This is a genomic window from Ancylobacter sp. 3268 (assembly GCF_031456575.1).
In the GTDB taxonomy this organism is placed as follows: Bacteria; Pseudomonadota; Alphaproteobacteria; order Rhizobiales; family Xanthobacteraceae; genus Ancylobacter.
Genome location: NZ_JAVDUX010000012.1, coordinates 137,394 through 157,924, shown reverse-complemented (window position 1 = coordinate 157,924; position 20,531 = coordinate 137,394). Strand labels below are relative to the sequence as shown.

Below are 20,531 nucleotides of genomic sequence, written 5' to 3'. Positions count from 1 at the left end.
TCGCTCCTTGTGGAAGGGGCCGGCGGGCAAGCCCGCCTGCGCCCGGTGGCCATCCCGGCTCAGAGCGTCCAGGTGTCGAGGATGACGGCGTTGGCGCGCTTGTGGAGCAGCACCACGTCGAGCACGTCGAGCGGGCTGATCGGCGTGATGCCTTCGATCAGCGAGGGCTCGCCATGGCCGTACAACGCCTGCAGCGCGAAGCGGCAGGCATAGACCTTGCCGCCCTCGGCGATGAACTTCTTGATCTGGTTGTTGAAATTCTGATGGCCGGGGAAGGCTTCGTCGCCGATCTTCGGAAAGCCGCGCTGCACGCCGAGCAGCACGCCGGGACCGTAGAGCAGCACCGAGGTCTCGTAGCCCTTGCGCTGGAGACGGGTGGCCTGAAGCAGGTTGACGAGGCCGATCGAGCCCTCGAAGGCGACGGTGTGGAAGGTGACGAGCGCCTTTTCGCCGGGTTCGGCTTTGACGTCCTCGAACAGCTTCTCCTCATAGTCGACGAAGAAGTCACCGGCCTTGTGGGCGGGATGGGTCACGGCGGGCATGGGTCGCTCCTTGTTGCGGTTCGCCCGGAAGGGCATGCAACAGGAGAGCAATGGACGTGCCAACAATGAAGCAATCAACTTTGCAATCAATATTGGTATTATTGTATGTTCTATACAGTCAATAACTCCTGAGATACGATCAATTCCAGTCGCCACCATTGGCGCGCGGTGCGCCACCCTGCCGAAATGTGCCGCAGCGCCGGATGCAACAATGTGAGGTCAATCGGGGCGGTGGCAGGTGACAGGGATGGCGGAAGGCGATAGGCAGCCGGCCGAGGGTTACGAAGGGCGGCGGCTGACGCGTGTGCCTCCTTGCTCCCTCTCTCCGCCGGGGAGAGGGAGAGAAACAGAAGAGGGCCGATGAAGGACTGGGTGCCGCAGATCGAGGGGCGCGAAGGGCCGCGCTATCTCGCCATCGCCGAGGCGATCGCCGCGGACATCGCCGCCGGCATCCTGGTGCCGGGCGACCAGCTGCCGCCGCAGCGCCGGCTGGCCGCGACGCTCGGCGTCGACTTCACCACCGTGGCGCGCGGCTATGTCGAGGCCGGCAAGCGGGGGCTGATCGAATCCACCGTCGGGCGCGGCAGCTTCGTGCGCAAGGCGGTCGCCGAGGCGAAAGCCCCTGCCCCGCAGCGGCTGCGCGCCGCCGACTTCTCGATGAACATGCCGCCCGAGCCGGACGATCCCGAGCTGATCGCCCGCATGCAGGACGGCTACGCCGCGGTGGCGCGCGACCTGATGCCGCTGCTGCGCTACCAGGGCTTCGGCGGCTCGCCGCTCGACAAGGACGCCGCCTCCGCCTGGCTCGGCCGGCGGGCTCTGGTACCGGCGCAGGAGCGCATCTTCATCACGCCCGGCGCGCATCCGGCGCTGGTCGGCATCTTCTCGCTGCTGGCCAAGGCCGGCGACACCGTGCTGGCGGAGGCGATCACCTATCCCGGGATCCGGGCGATCACCGCGCAGCTGGAGCTCACCCTCGCCGGCGTCGAGATGGACGCCGACGGCATCGTGCCCGAGGCGCTGGAAGAGGCGATCCTGCGCCACCGGCCCAAGGCGCTCTATCTCAACCCGACGCTGCAGAATCCGCTGACCATCACCACGCCGGAACGCCGGCGCACGGCGATCTGCGCCATCGCCCGCCGCCACGGCCTGCCGATCGTCGAGGACGACGCCTATGGCTTCATCGCCGCCTATGGCCCGCCGCCGCTGGCGGCGATCGCGCCCGACATCTGCTGGCACATCGCCGGCCTCGCCAAATGCATCGGCGCCGGGCTGCGGCTCGCCTATGTGGTGGTGCCGGACGCCCGCGCCGGCTGGTCGTTCAACGCCGCGATGCGGGCGGTGGCAGTGATGGCCTCGCCGCTGATGGCGGCGGTGGCGACGCGCTGGATCGACGACGGCACCGCCGACACCATATTGCGCTTCATCCGCGCGGAGACGGCGGCGCGACAGAAGATCGCCGCTCGCTTCTTCGAGCCGGGCACCTATCTGTCGGATCCGCTCAGCTTCAACATCTGGCTGCCGCTGCGCAATGGCTGGAGCTGCCCGGCCTTCGCCGCGCATGTGCGCAGCACCGGCATCGGCGTGGTGGCGAGCGACGCCTTCACCGTCGGCGGCACGCCGCCCGAGGCGGTGCGCGTCGGCCTCGGCGGGCCGGTGAGCCGCGCCCAGCTGGAGCGCGGGCTGGAATTCATGGGACATACGCTCGAGGTCTCGCCGGAGATGGCGGCGAGCTACTACTGATCGCCGGCCAGCCGGGCCATCGGCGCCCGTCACCGCCGGCGACCAAGGAAAAGGCCGGGCATGCGCCCGGCCTTTCTATCCCGTCGCGGAGGTCTGACCGGTTCAGCGGCCGCGCTTGAAGTCGTTCCAGGTCTTGGTGACCACGCGCTGCACCTTCTGCGGATAGGTGGTGACGGTGAACAGCTTTTCCTGCGTCGTCTTGTCCGGGTAGATCGCGGGGTTTTCCAGAATGTCCTTGCTCATGAACTTCTGGGCGCCCTCGCTACCGCTGGCATAGGAGATGTAGTCGGCGTTCTTGGCCGCCACTTCCGGCTTCATCATGAAGTTGATGAAGGCCAGTGCCTCCTCCGGATGCGGCGCGTCCTTCGGGATGGCGAAGTTGTCGAACCACATCAGCGCGCCCTCCTTGGGGATGACGTACTCGATGTTCACCGGCGGCTTGCCGGTCTTCTCGGCGGCTTCCTCGGCACGGGTCTTGGCCTGGAAGACATCGCCCGACCAGCCGGTGGCGAGGCAGATGTCGCCGCCGGCCAGCGCGTTGATATAGCCCGACGAATCGAACTTCTTGATGAAGGGACGGATCTTGCCGAGCAGCTTGCCGGCTTCCTCGATGTCCTTCGGATCCTTGGAGTTCGGGTCCTTGCCGAGATAGCGCAGCGCGGTGGGGATGATCTCCTCCGGCCCGTCCAGCATGTAGACGCCGCAATCCTTCAGCTTGGAGAGGATCTCCGGCTTGAAGACGATGTCCCACGAGTTCAGCGGGATGTCGCCGAGGCGCTGCTTCACCTTGTCGACGTTCATGCCGATGCCGGTGGTGCCCCACATGTAGTTGACCGCGTACTGGTTGCCGGGGTCGTAGACCGCCAAGCGCTCGGCGATCATCGGCCACTGGTCCTTGATGTTCGGCAGCTTGGCCTTGTCCAGCGGCAGGAACACGCCGGCCTGGATCTGCCGCTGCAGGAAGGAACCGGTGGGCACCACCACATCATAGCCGGTCTTGCCGCCGAGGAGCTTGGTCTCCAGCACCTCGTTGCTGTCGAACACGTCGTAGCGGACCTTGATGCCCGTCTCCTTGGTGAACTCCTCCAGCACCGACTCATCGATATAGTCGGACCAGTTGTAGACGTTGACGACCTTTTCCTGCGCGCTGGCGGGGCTGATCGCCAGGGCGGCCAGGAAACCTGCCGCGACGGTCGCGAGTAGGCGGGCCATTTTGGTGTTCTCCTTCGGGAAGGTAAGCGTTGAACAAGGCGCTTTGGAACAGCGGACCGGTGACGGTCCGTTTGCGATCAGGCCAAGGCTAGTGGCTCGCCCCGGCCTGCTCAAGTCGTCATCGTGCCCATAACGTAAGCGTCAGAAAACCTGCGGTCGATCCTCATGATCGGCCACAGCGCTCCAGGCCGCCGCCGGCACCCCGGAAGCTGACGCGATTCCGTTGCGAGCGGGTGACCCGACCCGATCGGAGAGACGGCGCCAGGCCCGGTCGCGTCGCTCAAAGATAGGTCTCGTATTCCAGCGGGTTGATGCTGCGCTGGAAAGCCGAAAGCTCGGCCTGCTTCATGATCGCGAACACCCGCTGATATTCGGCGCCATAGGCGCGGCCGACGAACTCCGACGCGGCGAAGCGGCGGATCGCCTCGCCCATCTCCGGGCTGAGCAGCGGCGTCTCGGTGCTGTAGGCATCGCCGACCAGCGGCGCCGGCGGTTCCAGCCTGCGCTCGATGCCTTCCAGCATGCCGCCGAGAATGCCGGCGAGCACGAGGTGGGGATGCGCGTCCGCCCCGGCGATGCGGTGCTCCAGCCGCCGCGCCTTGGGCGGGCCGTTCGGCACCCGCACCGCCACCGAGCGGTTGTCATAGCCCCAGGAAATGCCGGTCGGCGCATAGCTGCCCGGCACCAGCCGGCGATAGCCGTTGAAGCCCGGCACGTAGAACAGCGCAGTATCGGCCATGGTGGACAGCAGGCCGGCGGCGGCGTGACGCAGCAGCGCCTCGCCCTCCTCGCCCCTGCCGAACGCGTTGGTGCCGGCACGGTCCATCAGGCTGACATGCACATGCATGCCCGAGCCGGCGAAATCCAGCAGCGGCTTGGCCATGAAGCTGGCCCGCAGCCCGTGCTTGCGGGCGACGCCGTCGATGAGGCGGCGCAGCAGAATGGCATCATCCGCCGCCGCCATGGCGTCGATGCGGTGATAGAGGTTCACCTCGTACTGGCCCGGAGCGGCCTCGGAGATCACCGTATCGGCCGGCAGGCCCTGGATGCGCGCGGCTTCCCGCACCTCGTGCAGCAGGCCGGCATAGGCGTCGAGATCGGACATGGCGTACATGTTCTGCCGCGCCAGACCCTTCGCGGGGAACACCGGCTCCGGCGCCCCGTCCGCTCCGGGCTGCTGCTTCATCAGGTAGAATTCGATCTCGAAGGCGACGCAGGGCGACAGCCCCAGCGCCGCCAGCCGCTCGACCTGGCGCGCCAGCTTGTGGCGCGGGTCGAGCTCCCATGGCCGCTCGCCGCCGCGCCCATCCGCCGCGTGAAGCGGCTCGTGCATGGTGATCATCACCTGCGCTGCCGGGCGCGGCGACCACGGCACCGGCGTCAGCGTGCCCGGCACCGGCCGGCAGATGCCGTCGCGGTCTCCGGTCTCCATGTGCAGGCCGGTCTCCATGACCTCCCGCCCCCAGATGTCCAGCCCGAAGATCGAAAGCGGGATGGCGACGCCGTCGGTCCAGATCTTGCCCCCGGCGCTGCCGGGGATCCATTTGCCGCGCAGCACGCCATGAGTATCGGGCAGCAGCACTTCGACGATATCGGGCAGCCCCTCGCGGGCGACATAGGCGCCGAACTCGTCGGCACCGGGCGAGGCGGCAATCGTCGGGATGGTTTCAAGATCCGCGACCGGCGCGGCTTCAGTGGACGGCATGATGGCTTCCGGGTGATGCCCTGTCTGATTGTGGTCATGCCGCCGGCGGGTTGGTCAAGACGCGCGAGGCGCCACGCCGTTCCCCGCCAGCGGCGTTGAAGCCTTTGTGCCATGCCGGCGGGCTTGACGCACGCAAAATGTGATCACATTGTGCGGTCAGTTAGGAGCCCGCCGACCATGACCCTGCCGAAGACCACCGCTGAGCTGCGCGCCCTCGACGCCGCGCACCACCTGCACCCCTTCAGCGACACCAAGGCGCTCAACGCCGAAGGTTCGCGCGTCATCGTCAAGGCGGACGGTGTGTGGCTGACCGATTCCGACGGCAACCGCTATCTCGACGGCATGTCCGGCCTGTGGTGCGTCAATGTCGGCTATGGCCGCGAGGAGATTGCCGACGCGGTCTCGAAGCAGCTGCGCGAGCTGCCCTATTACAACACCTTCTTCAAGACCACCCACACGCCGGCCATCGAGCTCGCCGCCAAGCTGGCCGAGCTGACGCCGCCACAGTTCAACCGGGTGTTCTTCACCGGCTCCGGCTCGGAATCCAACGACACGGTGATCCGCCTCGTCCGCCGCTATTGGGACATCAAGGAGAAGCCGGAGAAGAAGGTCATCATCTCCCGGCGCAACGCCTATCACGGCTCCACCGTGGGGGCCGCCAATCTCGGCGGCATGGCGCCGATGCACACCCAGAACGTGGCGCTGCCCGGCGTCGTCCACATCGCCCAGCCCTATTGGTGGGGCGAGGCGCGTCAGGGCGAGACGCCCGACGAGTTCGGCCTGCGCACCGCCCAGGCGCTGGAAGCCACCATCGACGCGCTCGGCGAGGACCGCATCGCCGCCTTCATCGCCGAGCCTATCCAGGGCGCCGGCGGGGTGATCGTGCCGCCCGCCACCTACTGGCCGGAAATCGCCCGCATCTGCCGCGAGCGCGACATACTGTTCGTCTCCGACGAGGTGATCTGCGGCTTCGGGCGCACCGGCTCGTGGTTCGGCTGCGAGACCTTCGGCACCAAGCCGGACCTCCTCGTCATGGCCAAGGGCATCACCTCCGGCTACATGCCGCTCGGCGGGGTGATGGTGGCCGACCGCGTGGTCGAGGTGCTGCTGGAAGGCGGCGACTTCAACCATGGCTACACCTATTCCGGCCATCCGGCCGCCTGCGCCGCCGCGCTCGCCAACCTCGCCATCATGCAGCGCGAGAAGCTGGTGGAGCGGGTGGCCGACGATATCGGCCCCTATCTCAAGGCCAGGTGGAGCACGCTCGCCGAGCACCCGCTGGTCGGCGAGGCGCCGATGCTCGGCATGGTCGGCGCGCTGGAGCTGACGCCGGACAAGGCGGGGCGCCGCAAGTTCCCCGAGGTCGGCAAGGTCGGCACGCTGGCGCGCGACTTCTCGTTCAAGAACGGCCTGGTGATGCGCGCGGTGCGCGACCGGCTGATCATCGCGCCGCCGCTGGTGCTCTCGCATGGCGAGGCCGACGAACTGGTTTCCCGCGCCAAGAAGACGCTCGACGACAGCTGGGCGGAGCTGAAGCGCTGGGGCTGGGTGGGCTGATCGGCCCAGCCGTGCTTCAATGCCGACTGACCTTGGGGAGGCTATGCCGATGAACGCGCCTTTCGTTGCTTCCGAGCAGGGCGGCATCGATCCGGCGCGCGTCACCGCGTTGCGCGCCGAAGCCGAGGCGCTCTATCTCGGCACCCGCCCGAAGACACGGGCGGCGGCCGGCGCGGCGGCGCACCTGTTCGAAGGCGTGCCGATGCACTGGATGAGCGACTGGTCGACGCCGGTGCCGCTGGTGGTGGCGGAAGCGACCGGCGCGCGCCTCGTCGATATCGACGGCAACACCTATGACGATTTCTGCCTCGGCGACACCGCGGCGCTGTTCGGCCATGGGCCGGCGCCGGTGCGCCGGGCGCTGATCGAGCAGGCCGCGTGCGGTCTCGCCACCATGCTGCCCAGCCCGGATGCGGCTGTTGTCGGCGACCTGCTGGCGGCGCGCTTCGGCCTCGGCAAGTGGCAGATCGCCACCACCGCCAGCGATGCCAACCGCTTCGCCATCCGCGCCGCCCGCGCGGCGACGGGGCGGCCGCGCATTCTGGTGTTCGATGGCGCCTATCACGGCGCGGTCGACGAAACCTTCGTCGAGCTCGACCGCGCCGGCCGGCCCGCCAACAAGGCCGGCCTCGTCGGCGAGCCGCGCGACCTCAGCGAGCTGACGCGGGTGGCGCCGTTCAACGACCTCGACGCGGTGGAGGCAGCGCTCAAGGACGGCACGGTCGCCTGCGTCATCACCGAGCCGGCGATGACCAATTGCGCCATGGTGCTGCCGCAGCCGGGCTTCCATGAGGGCCTGCGCGAACTCGCCCGCCGCCATGGCACCCTGCTGCTGATCGACGAGACCCACACGCTCTCCACCGGACCGGGCGGCTATAGCCGCGCCTTCGGGCTGGAGCCGGACCTGTTCGTGGTCGGCAAGGCGATCGCCGGCGGCGTACCGGCGGCGGTGTGGGGCATGAGCGAGGAAGTGGTCGCGCGGCTGAACGCGGCGCGGGCCAGCGTGCCGCCCGGCCATTCCGGCATCGGCACCACGCTGTCGGGCAGCCCGCTGCAGCTCGCGGCCTTGCGCGCGACGCTGGAGGAGGTCGCGACGGAAGCCGCCTACGCCCACATGAACGCCACCGCCGACGCCATGCAGGCAACGCTCGACACGGTGATCGCCAGGGCGGCCCTGCCCTGGCATGTCGCCCGCTGCGGCGCCCGCGTCGAGGTGGTGCGGGCGCCGCGCCCCCTGCGCAACGGCGCCGAGGCGAAGGCGGCGCATTTCGGCGCCTTGGAGGCGACGATCCACCTCGCCATGCTGGTGCGCGGCACGCTGATCTCGCCGTTCCACGACATGATGCTGGCCAGCCCGTCGACGGCGGCGGATCAGGTCGAGCGCATGGGCCGGGCTATGGGCGAGGTGCTGGGGCGGCTGGCCGGGTAGGCGGCAGCCTCCCGAGGAGCAACCTCCCCTGCGCTGACTGGCAGAAGAATCGCTTCAATGTCAGTGCCTTGAAGCGCGATCCTGAAGCGAAACAAGAGAAGCCGTGACGCGTTCCTTGTGCGGCTCAGCCCTGCTCGGTGGGAAAGCCGGCTTCCTTCCAGGCGAGGATGCCGCCCGCCATGTGGCGGTGCAGATCGTGACCGGCCGCCTGCGCGGCGGCGGCCGCCTTTTGCGAGCGCTGGCCGGAGCGGCAAGAGAACACCAGCGTCTTGTCGCCGGGATCGGGCAGCGCCGCGGCGTCGAAGGTAGAGAGCGGGAACTCGACGGCGCCGGGAATGCGCTCGGCGGCAAGTTCGTTCGGCTCGCGCACATCGACGAGAAGGATGGTGCCGTTCTCGAGACCGGCCTTCACCTCGTCGACCGACAAATGTTCGATCACGCCACCGAACGGATTGGGCTGCATCGCGCGCACTCCTTGCAACTGCCTTGGACCTAATCCCGCCGGGGCGGCGACGCAAGCCCCGCGTCCCGCAACAAGCCTGCGTCCCGAGAACGGAGCCGCGCGGCGTCAGGCGCTACGCGGACGCGCCGCCACCACGCCGGCCACCAGAAGCCCGCCGCCGACCAGCACCAGCATCGGCGGGATTTCCCGGAACAGCAGCGCCGCCAGGGCGGTGCCGACCAGAATCTGCAGCAGCATCACCATGGAAATCACCCCGGCCGGCAGCCGGCCGAGGGCGAAGGTGGTGAGCCCCTGCCCGCCGGCATGCACGATGGCACCCAGCGCCGCCACCGCGAGCAGCCCGTCCATGCCCGCCGGCATGATGCGCTCGCCGGCCGCCAGCGCCCAGACGAGGCACATCACCATGCCCACCGCGCTGGAGAGCAGCGCCGTCATGCCACCGCCGAGCGCCGGCCGACCCGGGCTCGGACGGCGCAGAATGCGCACGAATAGCATGTAGAAGGCATAGGCCAGCGCGCCGCCGACGCAGAACAGGTCGCCGACGACGCTGCCCGGCCGGCCGCTGCCGCCAAGGCTCGATCCGACGATGAGCGCGGCGCCCGCCAGGGCGAAGCCGAGCGCCAGCAGCAGGCCGCGCGTCGGCCGCTCGCCGAGGCACATCCAGCCGAGCGCGAAGACGAAGATGACGTAGAGATTGCCGATCAGCACGCCATTGGCGGTGCTGGTGCGGGCGAGGCCGGCATGGAACAGGATGAGGTCGGCGCCGAAGGCGATTCCGGCCGCCGCCACCAGCAGCATCTGCCGCCAGGTGAGACGCGGCGCGGTCTGCGCCCGGATCCGCGCATGCAGCCGCGCCTCCCGCCGCTCGGCCAGCGCCCACAGCGCGGTAGGCCCAAGCGAGAAGAACAGCCGCCAGAACCCGATCGCCGCCGGCCCGACATCGGACAGGCGCACCAGAATCGGCGAGAAGCCGATGATCGCCGCCGCCAGCAGCACCGCCCCGAATGCCTGCCGGCGCAGTCGCGCCTCGTCCGCCGCGACCGCTATCGGGGACAGCAACGCAGTATCGTCCACACCTGTCGGCGACAGGGCGGCGGAGATGGGAGGAGGCGGAGACATGAGCCGGCTCGGAAGGTTCCAGGTGGAGTGGATCGGCCGGTGCCCCGGCTGCGAGCAATCTGCTCGACATATGGGCATCCGTTGATCTGATTTTGCCCTAGCACGATGCATCAGGATCGTGAAAACGAATTTAATTTGTGAATGGATGAGCAAATTTGATAGTATGGCCGAACCTGAACGCCCGGATCTCACCATGCGTCATCTCGATACCGAATCGCTCGGCATGCTCATCGCCGTGGTCGACAATGGCGGCTTCACGGCAGCGGCGGAGCGGGTCGGGCGCACCCAGTCGGCGGTCTCGGCGCGCATCGCGCAGCTGGAAGAAAATCTCGGCGTGCGGCTGCTGGAGCGCTCGCGCCGCGGCATCGCCCTGACCGAGACCGGCGAGCGGCTGGTGGCGCATGCGCGCCGCATGCTCGCCTTCGAGAGCGAGGCGCTTGCCGACCTCAAGGGCGGCACCCCTGAGGGCAGCGTGCGGCTCGGCATGCCGGACGATTATGTCGACGCTTATTTCACGCCGGTGATCGCCCGCTTCGCCGCCGCCTATCCGCGGGTGGAGATCTCCATCCGTTGCGACCTCTCCAAGACGCTTGAGCCGGAAGTGGAGCGCGGGCAGATCGACGTCGCCTTGTTCACCCGCGACCTCAGCCGGCCAACCGGCGAATTGCTGAAGCGCGAGAAGCTGCTCTGGCTGGCCGCCCGCGGCCATCGTCCGGAGCGGCAGGATCCGCTGCCGCTGGCGCTGTTTCCCACCGGCTGCCGCGCCCGCCCGCATATCGCCGCCGCGCTCGACGAAGCCGGGCTGCGCTGGCGGGTCGCCTGCACCTCGTCCTCGCAGGGCGGCATCTATTCGGCGGTGGAGACCGGGCTGTGCCTTACCGCAATGGCCGAATGCGCGGCACCGCCGGAATGGCGCCGCCTCGGCGCCGGCGAAGGCCTGCCGCCGCTGCCGGATCTGGAGATCGGCATGCTGCTGTCGCCGAACGCCTCGACGGCGGCGCGCCGGCTCGCCGACACGCTGCGCTCCGCGCTGGCGGCGCCGAGTGCGGTGGCGGCGGCGTGAGGCGAGGCCGCGCCTGAATTCAGCGCGCCACCTTGAAGCCGGCGAAGCCCTGCGCCACCGGGAACACTTGCAGGCTGTTGATGTTCACGTGCCGCGGCACGGTACAGCAGAAGAAGATCTGCTCGGCGATGTCCTCGGCGGTGAGCGCCTCGATGCCGTCATAAACGGATTCGGACTTGCCGGCGTCGCCGTGGAAGCGGACCAGCGAGAACTCGGTCTCCACCATGCCCGGCTCGATATTGGTGACGCGCACCGGCGTGCCGAGCAGATCGGCCTGCAGGTTCAGCGCGAACTGCTTCACGAACGCCTTGGTGCCGCCATAGGCATTGCCGCCCGGATAGGCGTAGTCGCCGGCGACGGAGCCGGTGAACACCACATGGCCGGCGCCGCGCTCCACCATGCCCGGCAGCACGGCGCGCACGGTGTAGAGCAGGCCCTTGATGTTGGTGTCGACCATGTCCTCCCAGTCCTTCAGGCTCGCCTTGTGGGCGGGGTCGAGGCCGAGGGCGAGGCCGGCATTGGCGAAGACGATGTTGATGCCGGCAAAGGCCGGCGGCAGGCCGGCAATGGCGGCGACGAACGCCTCATTGTCGCGCACGTCCACTTCCAGCGGCAGGAGGTTCGGACCGAGCTCGTCGCGCAGGGCGATGAGACGGTCGGCGCGGCGGCCGGTGGCGATCACCTTGGCGCCGGCGAGGACAAAACGCCGCGCCGTGGCCGCGCCGATGCCGGAGGTGGCGCCGGTGATCAGAACAACGAGGGTCGAAGGATCGAGCATCTGGTAGCCGGACATGGGGCGCCTCCTCTTGCTGCACCGCACATAGCGCGGTGCCGGCGCCGCGTCCACCGCCCGGCGGCATCAGGCATGCGCGGCATTAAGACTTCGTTCTCCATTCCGCCAAGTCGCCTCTCCGACTACCGGCTGCCGCAGCGGGGCCACGCTGACGCCATGATCCTCGGCGACAAGAAAACACTTGCACGAGCGGACACATGGCCGAAAAAGGGTCATGTGTTCCGGAGCATGGCCGGCGCGGGCGTAGCAGGAGTTTGAAGTCCATGAAGTTCACCGCCGTCGCCGCCGTCTCAGCCGCCGCGATCCTGCTTGCAGGATGCAGCACCGCGCTGGACGGATTTGGCGAACACAAGACCGCGGCGGTCGACGCCAACACGATCACCCCCGCCCCGACCGGCGCCGTGGAAAGCGCGCCGGTGCCCTCGCCTGCCCCGACCGGCGCCAGCGCCGCCACCGCCGGCGATGCGGTGACCCCGCGCCAAACCGCCAGCGCCGCGACATCGGTGCCGCTGACCCAGCCCGCCGCCTCCGCTCCCGGCGGCGTCGCCTATGCCGAGCCGGGGGCGACGCGCACCCAGCTCGCCGGCAACTGGAGCTTCAGCTGGGACAATGGCGCCAAGAGCTGCAAGCTGACGCTTTCCACCGAGCGCGGCATGTCCGGCTTCGCCGCCAATGCCGATGTCGGCTGCCCGAACGACATCTTCATGACCAAAGGCTGGGATGTCTGGGGCAGCGAGATCGTGCTGCAGAATCATCTCGGCAAGGTCACCGCCCGGCTGCAGCCCGCCGGCAACGGCCATTATGACGGCGTCGCCACCGGCGATGGCGCCAAGGTGTCGCTCAGCCGCACCTGACGGCCGGCATGCCTGCGTTCTTCCGGGCATTTGTGAAACAAATAAGACAGTATTCGAAATAAATCCTCAGCCGCTTCCGCCAGTCTTCGTCCACTGTCGAGGTGTTGGTAATAACACGTCGTATTCACGAAGCTGGGAACCAGCTATTAGTTCGTGCGTTATCGGCGACGCTGGCTCATGCTGGGCATGAGAAAAGCTGATTGATTCGCGGTTCCGATCGGAGGCGGTCATGCTGGGGAATGAGGGAACGGTGCCGACGGGCGCGACACGGGACGACGAGCCCTTGCGGGCGCTGTCGATCGAGGAGCGGGCGACAGCCCCCGCCTTGCCGCGCCGGATGCCCGAAATCCCTTCCGTCGCCGCGCTGATGCGCAGCCATCTCGACATGGCGCGCCCGCGCAGCGATGCCGAAGCACTGAAGATCCTGCGCCAGGCGTTTCCGGCGGCCCCGCTTGCCGCACGCGTCGCCGCCATGGCCGACCGCGCGCGCTGACCGCCTTTTTCTGCCGGCCATCGGCCCGCCGGGCGCCCCGAGACGATCGGGGCGCCGTCTTCAATTGAGCTGTTCCGGACGTCCCTCGGCCGTCTCGCCGGCATGAGCCGGCGGAAAACCGGCGGCCTTCGCGGCCTTGAGCCGGGCCTCGTGCTCGCGGGACAGGCGGGCGAAGCGCAGCGCCGAGAAGGGCAGCGCCGCCAGATAGGCGACCGACAGCACCGACAGCACCGTCCACGGCCAGGTGACCAGCACCGCCACGAACAGCACGATGCAGACGAAGAGCGGCAGTACCGCATCGCGCGGGATGCGGCTGCCAAGCTTCTTGCCGGAATAAGCCGGCAGCTTCGATACCATCAGCAGCGCGATCACCAGCGTGTAGAATGCCGCGACCGCCGGCGAGGCGACGAGGCGCGGCAGGCCGATCAGCTCGATATAGACCGGCAGCAGCACGCAGATGGCCCCGAGCGGCGCCGGCACGCCGGTGAAGAAATCGGCGGCGAAGGCCGGGCGGTTGGGGTCTTCCAGCATGACGTTGAAGCGGGCGAGCCGCAGCGCCGCGCAGATGGCGAAGGCAAGCGCGGCGATCCAGCCGATCGAGCCGAGTGATTCCAGCCCCCACATATAGAGCACCAGCCCTGGCGCCACGCCGAAGCAGACAAAGTCGGACAGGCTGTCGAGCTCGGCGCCGAAGCGCGAGGTGCCCTTCAGCATGCGGGCAAGGCGGCCGTCCATGCCGTCGAGCACGGCGGCCAGCACGATGGCGCCCAGCGCCAGCTCCATGCGCCCCTCGATCGCCATGCGGATGCCGGTGAGGCCGGCGCACAGCGCCAGCAGCGTCACCAGGTTCGGGATGAGGATGCGCGCCGGCACCGCCTGGAAACGCCGGCGCGGCGGCTCGGGGGCATCGGAATCGGGCTCGAAGGGCACGAAGAAGTTCGACATCGCTCCGTCTCGCTCACATCTGGCAGGCACCGGATCGGCCCGGGCTGGTCCTGCGCTCAATCCACCCGAAAGGTCAGGCCGCCGGCCGCCGCGGCATCGGCCAGCACGGTCTCGCCGGCCACGGCGCGCTGCCCCTCGGCAACCAGCGGGGCGATGCCGGCCGGCAGATACACGTCCACCCGCGAGCCAAAGCGGATCAGCCCGAAGCGCTGGCCGGGCGCCAGCAGGTCGCCTTCCTGCTTGAAGCCGACGATGCGTCGCGCCACCATCCCGGCGATCTGCACCACGCCGATGCGGCCCAGCGCGGTGTCGAGCACGAGGCCGTTGCGCTCATTGTCCTCGCTCGCCTTGTCGAGATCGGCGGACAGGAATTTGCCCGGCTTGTAGGCGATGCGCTCGATGCGGCCGGCCAGGGGCGACCGGTTCACATGCACATCGAACACGTTCATGAAAATGCAGATGCGCGACATGGGTTCCACGCCGAGGCCGAGCTCCGGCGGCGGCACCGCCGGCCCGACAAGGCAGACCCGCCCATCGGCAGGGGAGACCACCAGCCCCTCGCGCAACGGGGTGACCCGCTCGGGATCGCGGAAGAAATAACAGATCCACACGGTGATCAGCACCGCGATCCAGCCGAGCGGCGGCAGCAGCCACAGCAACAGCAGCGCGACGGCGATCCCTATCAGGATGAAGGGATAACCCTCGCGGTGGATCGGCACGAGGCCGCCGCGGATGGAATCGATGACCGACATGACGTCTCCCGCACAAAGCTGAGGCACAGGTAGTGCCGCGCGGGGGGCACGTCAAATCGCCGCCGGCCGCCGGCACGCGGGGCCACCCGGCGCGGATGGGGCAATGACGCGCAGCATGAGCCGGCGCAGCCGCCCCACCCGCCGGAAACCTTCCCCTTCGTCAGGCGGCGGCGTCGGTGTCCGCCGGGCTGTCGAGGTCGTCCTCGCCGCGCGACAGCGTCGCCTTGGCCTCGTCGACCTCGCGCTGACGCTGCCACATCGAATGGTACAACCCGCCCCGCGCCATCAGCGCGGCATGGGTGCCGCGCTCGGCGATGCGGCCATGCTCCAGCACGATGATCTCGTCGGCAGACACCACGGTGGAAAGCCGGTGCGCCACCACCAGCGTGGTGCGCCCGCGCGAGATGCGCTCCAGCGCATCCTGGATCTCGCGCTCGGTGTGGCTGTCGAGTGCCGAGGTCGCCTCGTCGAGCAGGAGGATCGCCGGATCCTTGAGGATGGTGCGGGCGATGGCGACGCGCTGCTTCTCGCCGCCGGAGAGCTTCAGCCCGCGCTCGCCGACCTCGGTGGCGTAACCCTTGGGCGTGCGCTTCACGAAGCCGTCGATCTGCGCCAACTCGGCGGCGCGCTCGACCTCGGCGTCGGGCGCGCCCGGCCGGCCGTAGCGGATGTTATAGGCGAGCGTGTCGTTGAACAGCACCGTGTCTTGCGGCACCATGCCGATGGCGGCGCGCAGGCTCTCCTGCGTCACCGTGCGGACGTCCTGGCCGTCGATGGTGATGCGGCCGGAGGCGACGTCGTAAAAGCGGTAGAGCAGCCGCGAGATGGTCGACTTGCCGGCGCCCGACGGGCCGACGATCGCCACCGTCTGCCCCGCCGGCACCTCGAAGGACACGCCCTTGAGGATCTCGCGCTCGGGATCGTAGGAGAAGCGCACATCCTCGAAGCGGATGGCGGCACCCTTCAGCACCAGCGGCCGGGCGCCGGGCGCGTCCTTCACCTCCGGGTTGCGGGCGAGGATGGCGAACATCGCCTCGATGTCGATCAGCGACTGCTTGATCTCGCGATAGATCATGCCGAGGAAGTTCAGCGGCTGGTAGAGCTGGACCATCATGGCGTTGACCATGACGAAGGAGCCGACCGACTGCCGCCCGGCGCGGATATCGAAGACGCACAGCACCATCACCGCCGTCAGGCCGAGGGTGAAGATCACCGCCTGCCCGGCGTTCAGCCAGGCCAGCGAGGTGTGGGTGTGGATGGAGGCGCGCTCATAGCGGGCCATGGAGCGGTCATAGCGCTCGGCCTCCCATTTCTCGGCGCCGAAATACTTCACCGTCTCGTAGTTGAGCAGGCTGTCCACCGCCTTGGCGTTGGCATCGGTGTCGCTCTCGTTCATCGAGCGGCGGATGTTCATCCGGTACTCGGTCATCACGAAGGTGAACAGCGTGTAGGCGCCGATCATCGCCACGGCGGCGGCCGCATAGCGCCAGTCGAACTGCCAGACGAGGATGACCACCACCAGCGCGAATTCGAGGATGGTCGGCGCGAGGTGCAGCACCAGCATGCGCACGATGGTCTCGATGCCCTCGCGGGAGCGCTCCAGCACCCGCGTCAGCCCGCCGGTCTTGCGCTCCAGATGGAAGCGCAGCGACAGCGCGTGCATATGCTCGAAGGTTTCCAGCGCGAGGCGGCGCACCGCGTGCATCGCCACCTTGGCGAACAGGCCGTCGCGCCACTGGGTGAGCGCCGCCATGGCGATGCGCGACAGGCCGTAGCCGAGCGTCAGCACCACCGGGGCGGCGATGATCAGGCTGACGGCATCGGTACCGATATGGGCACCCTCGCCTTCCGCCACCGCGTCCGTCGCCCATTTGAACAGGAAGGGCGTCGCCATGGTCGTCAGCTTGGCGGCGACCAGCAGCAGGAGGCCCCACAGCACGCGGGCGCGCAGATCGAGCCGCTCGGCCGGCCACAGATAGGGCGTCAGCCCCTTGAGCGCGACCAGCAGGCTGCCGCGCGGCGGTTCGTCGGGCTTGGTCGTGCGGCGCGACTGGGCCGTGCCGGCCTCGGGTGCGGACATGGGATGTTCCGGGTGATCAGGAGCCGGTCGGCATTTCGCCGGCGGACGCTGTGGAAATAGGGAGTTCGGCCGCCGATTCCAAGCGTTCGGCGGCGGGAGACCCGGCCGGACGCGGCATGGGAGGGTTGCAGCTTTCGAGGGTGTCCGTCGCGGCGGGCGCCATCGGCAGGGCGGCCGCAGCCGCCACTTGCGCCAGCAGCCCGGAGAATTCGGCGGCAAAGGCGGCGAGATTGCCGCGGTCGAGACAATAGCAGGAGCGCGGCCCTTCGACCGTGCCGGCAATGAACCCGGCCTCCTTCAGCACCTTCAGATGCTGGGAGACGGTGGACTGGGCCAGCGACAGCCCCCGCACGATCTCGCCGCACAGGCAGGTGTCGCGCGCCGCCAGGGCACGCAGGATCGCGAGCCGTGCCGGATGGCCGAGCGCGCGCAGGCGGGCGGCCAGAAGCTCGTCAGGGCTGGGGATATTTTCCGTCATCGTTCATCGTCGATAGACGATGATTGCGGCATTGGGAAGACACTCGCGTGCGCCGCGAGGCCCGGCCCTCACCTCGGCGCGGCGCGCCCCAGCTTTTCATAGCGCTTGACCACCCGCTCGCGCTTCAGCCGCGACAGCCGCTGCAGCCAGAAGATGCCGTCGAGCTGGTCGATCTCGTGCTGATGGCAGACGGCGCGCAGGCCCTGGGCCTCCTCTTCATGGAAGGTGCCGTCGAGATCCTGAAAGCGCAGCCTTATCTTCGCCGGGCGCTCGATTTCCTCGGTGGCGCCGGGCATGGAGACGCTGCCCTCGGCGTGACGCTGGGTCTCCTCGGACACCCAGACCAGTTCCGGATTGATGTAGAGGCTGGGCTCCGGGTCATCCGGCAGTTCCAGCACCACCACCCGCAGCGGCACTCCGACATGGCCGGCGGTGATGCCGATGCCCGGCGCCGCCCGCAACGTGTCGACCAGATCGAGCGCAAGTCGCCGCAGTTCGTCGTCGAATGCCGTCACCGGCATGGCGGCCGTGCTCAGGCGACGATCGGGAAACATTACGAGAGGTCGAGCCGTCATCACGCCACCTGAAATTCGCTGCTTTGCGCCTCCATGCCATCGATGCGGTGATTCCGCACCGTCTCACCCCGCGCCGCGGCGGCGCCGCCGCTTGACGGCCCCGCATTGCGCTGCATCATGGAGGCATGACCAAGATCAAGAGTTTATGCGTTTATTGCGGGGCGGCCAGCGGGGACGACTCCATCTATCTCGAATCCGCCATGGAGCTGGGACGGCTGCTGGCGCAGGAAAACATCCGCCTCATCTATGGCGGCGGCGGTGTCGGGCTGATGGGCGCCACCGCCCGCGCCTGCGCCGAGGCGGGCGGGCATGTCACCGGCATCATCCCGGATTTCCTGATCGGCAAGGAGCAGGCATTCGAATACGCCCACGAGCTGATCGTCACCCGCGACATGCACGAGCGCAAGCGGCTGATGTTCGAGCGTGCCGACGCCTTCCTCGCCTTGCCCGGCGGCATCGGCACGCTGGAAGAGCTGGTCGAGCAGCTCACCTGGGTTCAGCTGAACCGCCACCGCAAGCCGGTGATGGTGCTCAATATCGCCGGCTTCTGGGATCCGCTGCTGCGGCTGTTCGAGCACATGCAGGGCACCGGCTTCGTCAATGTCGCCCGGCCGATCCGGATGCTGGTCGCCCACAATGTGCGCGCGGTGATGCCGAAGCTCGCCGCCGCGCTGGCCAATGTGCCGGAGACCGAGCTGCACGGCGAGGCGATGGAGCAGGTGCTCGACCGGATGTGAGACGCGGGGCGCGCGCCGGCCGCTCAGCCGCCGGCGGCCCCACCCGTCAGCTTCTTCTCGACCGTGGTATCGCCGAGCCAGACCGCGCCGCGCAGCACCGAATTGCGCTGGCGGGCGACGTAGCCGCGCTTCTGGAAGAAGCCCAGCGCGGTGTCGCTGGCGTCGCAGGTCAGGCTCGTCGCCCCGCGGGCCAGCGCCAGCCGCTCGATCGCGTCGCACAGCACCGCCGCGACGCCCTCCCCCGCGACCTCCGGATGCACATAGAGCAGGTCGATGTGCTTGTTGTCGGCCAGGGCAATGAAGCCCACCACCTCGCCGTCGCGCTCGGCCACCAGGGTCAGGGCCCCGGCGAGCCTTTTGCCCAGCGTTTCCTCGTCGGCGACCACGGCGGCCCAGCCCTCCTGCTGGTCGGGATCGTAATCCTCGCTGGTCAGCTCGAAGATCGCCGCCGAGAGGATGGCCGCGAGCGCCGGCGTATCGGAGGGCAGAAACGGGCGCAGACTGGCGGCGGGCGGGCGCGTGCTGCTGTCGCTCAACGCTTCGCCTCCCAGCTGGTGGTGCCGTCCTTGTTGTCCTTCAGCGCCACGCCCTGGGCGAGCAACTCGTCGCGTATGCGGTCGGAGGCGGCGAAATCGCGGTTGCGCCGCGCGGCGATGCGCTCGGCGATCCGCGCCTCGATCTCGATTTCGGAAATCGCCAGCACCGGCGCGTGCGCGGCGCTCCACGCCTCGACGCGCGCCGCCTCGAAGCCGAGGAAGGCGAGCGTGCCGGCCAGCGCCTTCTTGCCGGCATGGTCCTTCAGCGCGTGCATCTCGGCGATGGCCTTCGGGGTGTTGAGGTCGTCGCACAGCGCCTCCAGCACCGCCGGTGCCGGGCGCGGATAGGCTTCGATGGCGGCGGCGTCGAACCACTGCTCCAAGGTCTTGGCGCTCTCCTCCAGCCCCTTCACCGTCCAGTCGATCGGCTGACGGTAGTGGGTCTTGAGCATGTTGAGGCGCAGCACGTCCCCCGGCCAATCGGCCAAAAGGTCGCGGATGGTGACGAAATTGCCGAGCGACTTCGACATCTTCTCACCTTCCACCTGCAGGAAGCCGTTATGCATCCACACCTTGGCCATGATGCCGGTGTGGAAGGCGCAGCGCGACTGCGCCACTTCGTTCTCATGGTGCGGGAAGACGAGGTCGATGCCGCCGCCATGGATGTCGAAGGTCTCGCCGAGATGCTTCCAGCTCATCGCCGAGCACTCGATATGCCAGCCCGGACGGCCGGGCGCGGCGATGCCGGCGGGAGACGGCCAGCCCGGCTCGCCGGGCTTGGAGGGCTTCCACAGCACGAAATCCATGGCATCGCGCTTGTAGGGCGCCACGTCGACGCGGGCGCCGGCGATCATGTCCTCCAGCGGCCGGTGCGAGAGCTGGCCGTAATCGGGCATGCCCGGCACCGAAAACAGCACGTGGTCCTCGGCGACATAGGCATGGCCGGAGGCGACAAGGCGCTCGATCAGCTCGCGCATCTCGGCGATGTGCTCGGTGGCGCGGGGCTCGACATCGGGGTGGAGCACGCCCAGCGCCTCGAGATCGTCGTGGAACTGCGCCTCGGTGGCGAAGGTCACCTTGGCGATCGCCTCGTTGAGGTCGAGCCCGGGATGGTCCTGCGCCGCGCGCGCATTGATCTTGTCGTCGACGTCGGTGATGTTGCGCACGTATTTGACGTGCGCCGGCCCGTAGAGATGGCGCAGCAGCCGGTACACCAGATCGAACACGATCACCGGGCGCGCATTGCCGATATGGGCGAGGTCATAGACGGTCGGGCCGCACACATACATCCGCACCAGCTTCGGATCGAGCGGCGCGAAGTTCTCCCGCTGACGCGTGAGCGTGTTGTAGAGCTTGAGCTCGGGCAGCACCGTGCCCGAATTGTCCGCTCCCGAAACTGCCGACATATGTTCGCCTTCCCTCAGGGCCCCCGTCCACTGTTGCACGGAGGCCGCG

The 20,531-nt window shown here is 68.6% G+C and carries 20 protein-coding genes; 7 read left to right on the top strand and 13 right to left on the bottom strand.

Going from position 1 to position 20,531, the window contains the following annotated elements; genetic code table 11:
- Positions 1-59 precede the first annotated feature (59 nt).
- Complete coding sequence (locus J2X65_RS17885) at positions 60-542, bottom strand: MSMEG_0572/Sll0783 family nitrogen starvation response protein (protein WP_213359964.1); 483 nt, start codon at positions 540-542, stop codon at positions 60-62.
- A gap of 360 nt (positions 543-902) precedes the next feature.
- Between J2X65_RS17885 and J2X65_RS17880 the strand changes: the two genes are divergently transcribed.
- A complete protein-coding gene (locus tag J2X65_RS17880; RefSeq protein ID WP_310203549.1) occupies positions 903-2,285 on the top strand; it encodes a PLP-dependent aminotransferase family protein in 1,383 nt (460 codons plus the stop codon).
- 102 nt (positions 2,286-2,387) lie between these two features.
- On the opposite strand, the gene J2X65_RS17875 is transcribed toward J2X65_RS17880, so the two are convergent.
- On the bottom strand, positions 2,388-3,497 hold the full coding sequence (locus tag J2X65_RS17875) for a polyamine ABC transporter substrate-binding protein (protein ID WP_310203545.1): 1,110 nt from the start codon (positions 3,495-3,497) through the stop codon (positions 2,388-2,390).
- 280 nt (positions 3,498-3,777) lie between these two features.
- Complete coding sequence (locus J2X65_RS17870; RefSeq protein ID WP_310203542.1) at positions 3,778-5,202, bottom strand: glutamine synthetase family protein; 1,425 nt, start codon at positions 5,200-5,202, stop codon at positions 3,778-3,780.
- Positions 5,203-5,379: 177 nt separating this feature from the next.
- On the opposite strand from J2X65_RS17870, the gene J2X65_RS17865 reads away from it, so the two are divergent.
- Positions 5,380-6,759, top strand: a complete 1,380-nt coding sequence (locus J2X65_RS17865) for an aspartate aminotransferase family protein (protein WP_310203539.1) — start codon at positions 5,380-5,382, stop codon at positions 6,757-6,759.
- Positions 6,760-6,808: 49 nt separating this feature from the next.
- Positions 6,809-8,188 carry a transaminase gene (locus J2X65_RS17860; RefSeq protein ID WP_310203536.1) on the top strand — a complete coding sequence of 460 codons (1,380 nt, stop codon included), beginning with the start codon at positions 6,809-6,811 and terminating at the stop codon, positions 8,186-8,188.
- A gap of 124 nt (positions 8,189-8,312) precedes the next feature.
- Here J2X65_RS17860 and J2X65_RS17855 read toward each other — a convergent pair whose 3' ends face one another.
- A complete protein-coding gene (locus J2X65_RS17855; protein WP_213359948.1) occupies positions 8,313-8,651 on the bottom strand; it encodes a rhodanese-like domain-containing protein in 339 nt (112 codons plus the stop codon).
- Between the two features lie 105 nt (positions 8,652-8,756).
- Positions 8,757-9,770, bottom strand: a complete 1,014-nt coding sequence (locus J2X65_RS17850) for a DMT family transporter (protein ID WP_310203533.1) — start codon at positions 9,768-9,770, stop codon at positions 8,757-8,759.
- Positions 9,771-9,963: 193 nt separating this feature from the next.
- Between J2X65_RS17850 and J2X65_RS17845 the strand changes: the two genes are divergently transcribed.
- On the top strand, positions 9,964-10,833 hold the full coding sequence (locus tag J2X65_RS17845; protein ID WP_310203531.1) for a LysR substrate-binding domain-containing protein: 870 nt from the start codon (positions 9,964-9,966) through the stop codon (positions 10,831-10,833).
- Positions 10,834-10,852: 19 nt separating this feature from the next.
- Here J2X65_RS17845 and J2X65_RS17840 read toward each other — a convergent pair whose 3' ends face one another.
- On the bottom strand, positions 10,853-11,626 hold the full coding sequence (locus J2X65_RS17840; RefSeq protein ID WP_310203528.1) for an SDR family NAD(P)-dependent oxidoreductase: 774 nt from the start codon (positions 11,624-11,626) through the stop codon (positions 10,853-10,855).
- Between the two features lie 263 nt (positions 11,627-11,889).
- Here J2X65_RS17840 and J2X65_RS17835 point away from each other — a divergent pair, with 263 nt between their 5' ends.
- Complete coding sequence (locus J2X65_RS17835; protein ID WP_310203525.1) at positions 11,890-12,480, top strand: AprI/Inh family metalloprotease inhibitor; 591 nt, start codon at positions 11,890-11,892, stop codon at positions 12,478-12,480.
- 229 nt (positions 12,481-12,709) lie between these two features.
- On the top strand, positions 12,710-12,973 hold the full coding sequence (locus J2X65_RS17830) for a transferase (RefSeq protein ID WP_310203522.1): 264 nt from the start codon (positions 12,710-12,712) through the stop codon (positions 12,971-12,973).
- Positions 12,974-13,033: 60 nt separating this feature from the next.
- Here J2X65_RS17830 and pssA read toward each other — a convergent pair whose 3' ends face one another.
- The 5 genes from pssA to J2X65_RS17805 all read right to left on the bottom strand — a co-directional run bounded on the left by pssA (position 13,034) and on the right by J2X65_RS17805 (position 17,803).
- Positions 13,034-13,918, bottom strand: coding sequence for a CDP-diacylglycerol--serine O-phosphatidyltransferase (gene pssA, locus J2X65_RS17825; RefSeq protein ID WP_310203519.1), 885 nt, complete (start codon positions 13,916-13,918; stop codon positions 13,034-13,036).
- Positions 13,919-13,974: 56 nt separating this feature from the next.
- Positions 13,975-14,670 carry a phosphatidylserine decarboxylase gene (locus tag J2X65_RS17820; protein ID WP_310203516.1) on the bottom strand — a complete coding sequence of 232 codons (696 nt, stop codon included), beginning with the start codon at positions 14,668-14,670 and terminating at the stop codon, positions 13,975-13,977.
- A gap of 160 nt (positions 14,671-14,830) precedes the next feature.
- Entirely contained in the window at positions 14,831-16,750 is a 1,920-nt protein-coding gene (locus tag J2X65_RS17815; protein WP_310203513.1) for an ABC transporter ATP-binding protein/permease, read from the bottom strand.
- Between the two features lie 16 nt (positions 16,751-16,766).
- Positions 16,767-17,228, bottom strand: coding sequence for a metalloregulator ArsR/SmtB family transcription factor (locus J2X65_RS17810; protein WP_310203510.1), 462 nt, complete (start codon positions 17,226-17,228; stop codon positions 16,767-16,769).
- A gap of 68 nt (positions 17,229-17,296) precedes the next feature.
- Positions 17,297-17,803 carry a peptide deformylase gene (locus J2X65_RS17805; RefSeq protein WP_310203507.1) on the bottom strand — a complete coding sequence of 169 codons (507 nt, stop codon included), beginning with the start codon at positions 17,801-17,803 and terminating at the stop codon, positions 17,297-17,299.
- Between the two features lie 125 nt (positions 17,804-17,928).
- Here J2X65_RS17805 and J2X65_RS17800 point away from each other — a divergent pair, with 125 nt between their 5' ends.
- Positions 17,929-18,540: a TIGR00730 family Rossman fold protein gene (locus J2X65_RS17800; RefSeq protein WP_310203503.1), complete on the top strand. Its 612-nt coding sequence runs from the start codon at positions 17,929-17,931 to the stop codon at positions 18,538-18,540.
- A gap of 23 nt (positions 18,541-18,563) precedes the next feature.
- Here the strand turns inward: J2X65_RS17800 and J2X65_RS17795 are convergent, their stop codons facing one another.
- Together J2X65_RS17795 and cysS are read right to left on the bottom strand one after the other, a co-directional pair.
- Positions 18,564-19,076, bottom strand: a complete 513-nt coding sequence (locus J2X65_RS17795) for a GNAT family N-acetyltransferase (RefSeq protein WP_310203499.1) — start codon at positions 19,074-19,076, stop codon at positions 18,564-18,566.
- Positions 19,073-20,482, bottom strand: a complete 1,410-nt coding sequence (cysS, locus tag J2X65_RS17790) for a cysteine--tRNA ligase (protein ID WP_310203497.1) — start codon at positions 20,480-20,482, stop codon at positions 19,073-19,075. Before cysS ends, J2X65_RS17795 begins: the two co-directional genes overlap by 4 nt.
- Between the last annotated feature and the right edge of the window lie 49 nt (positions 20,483-20,531).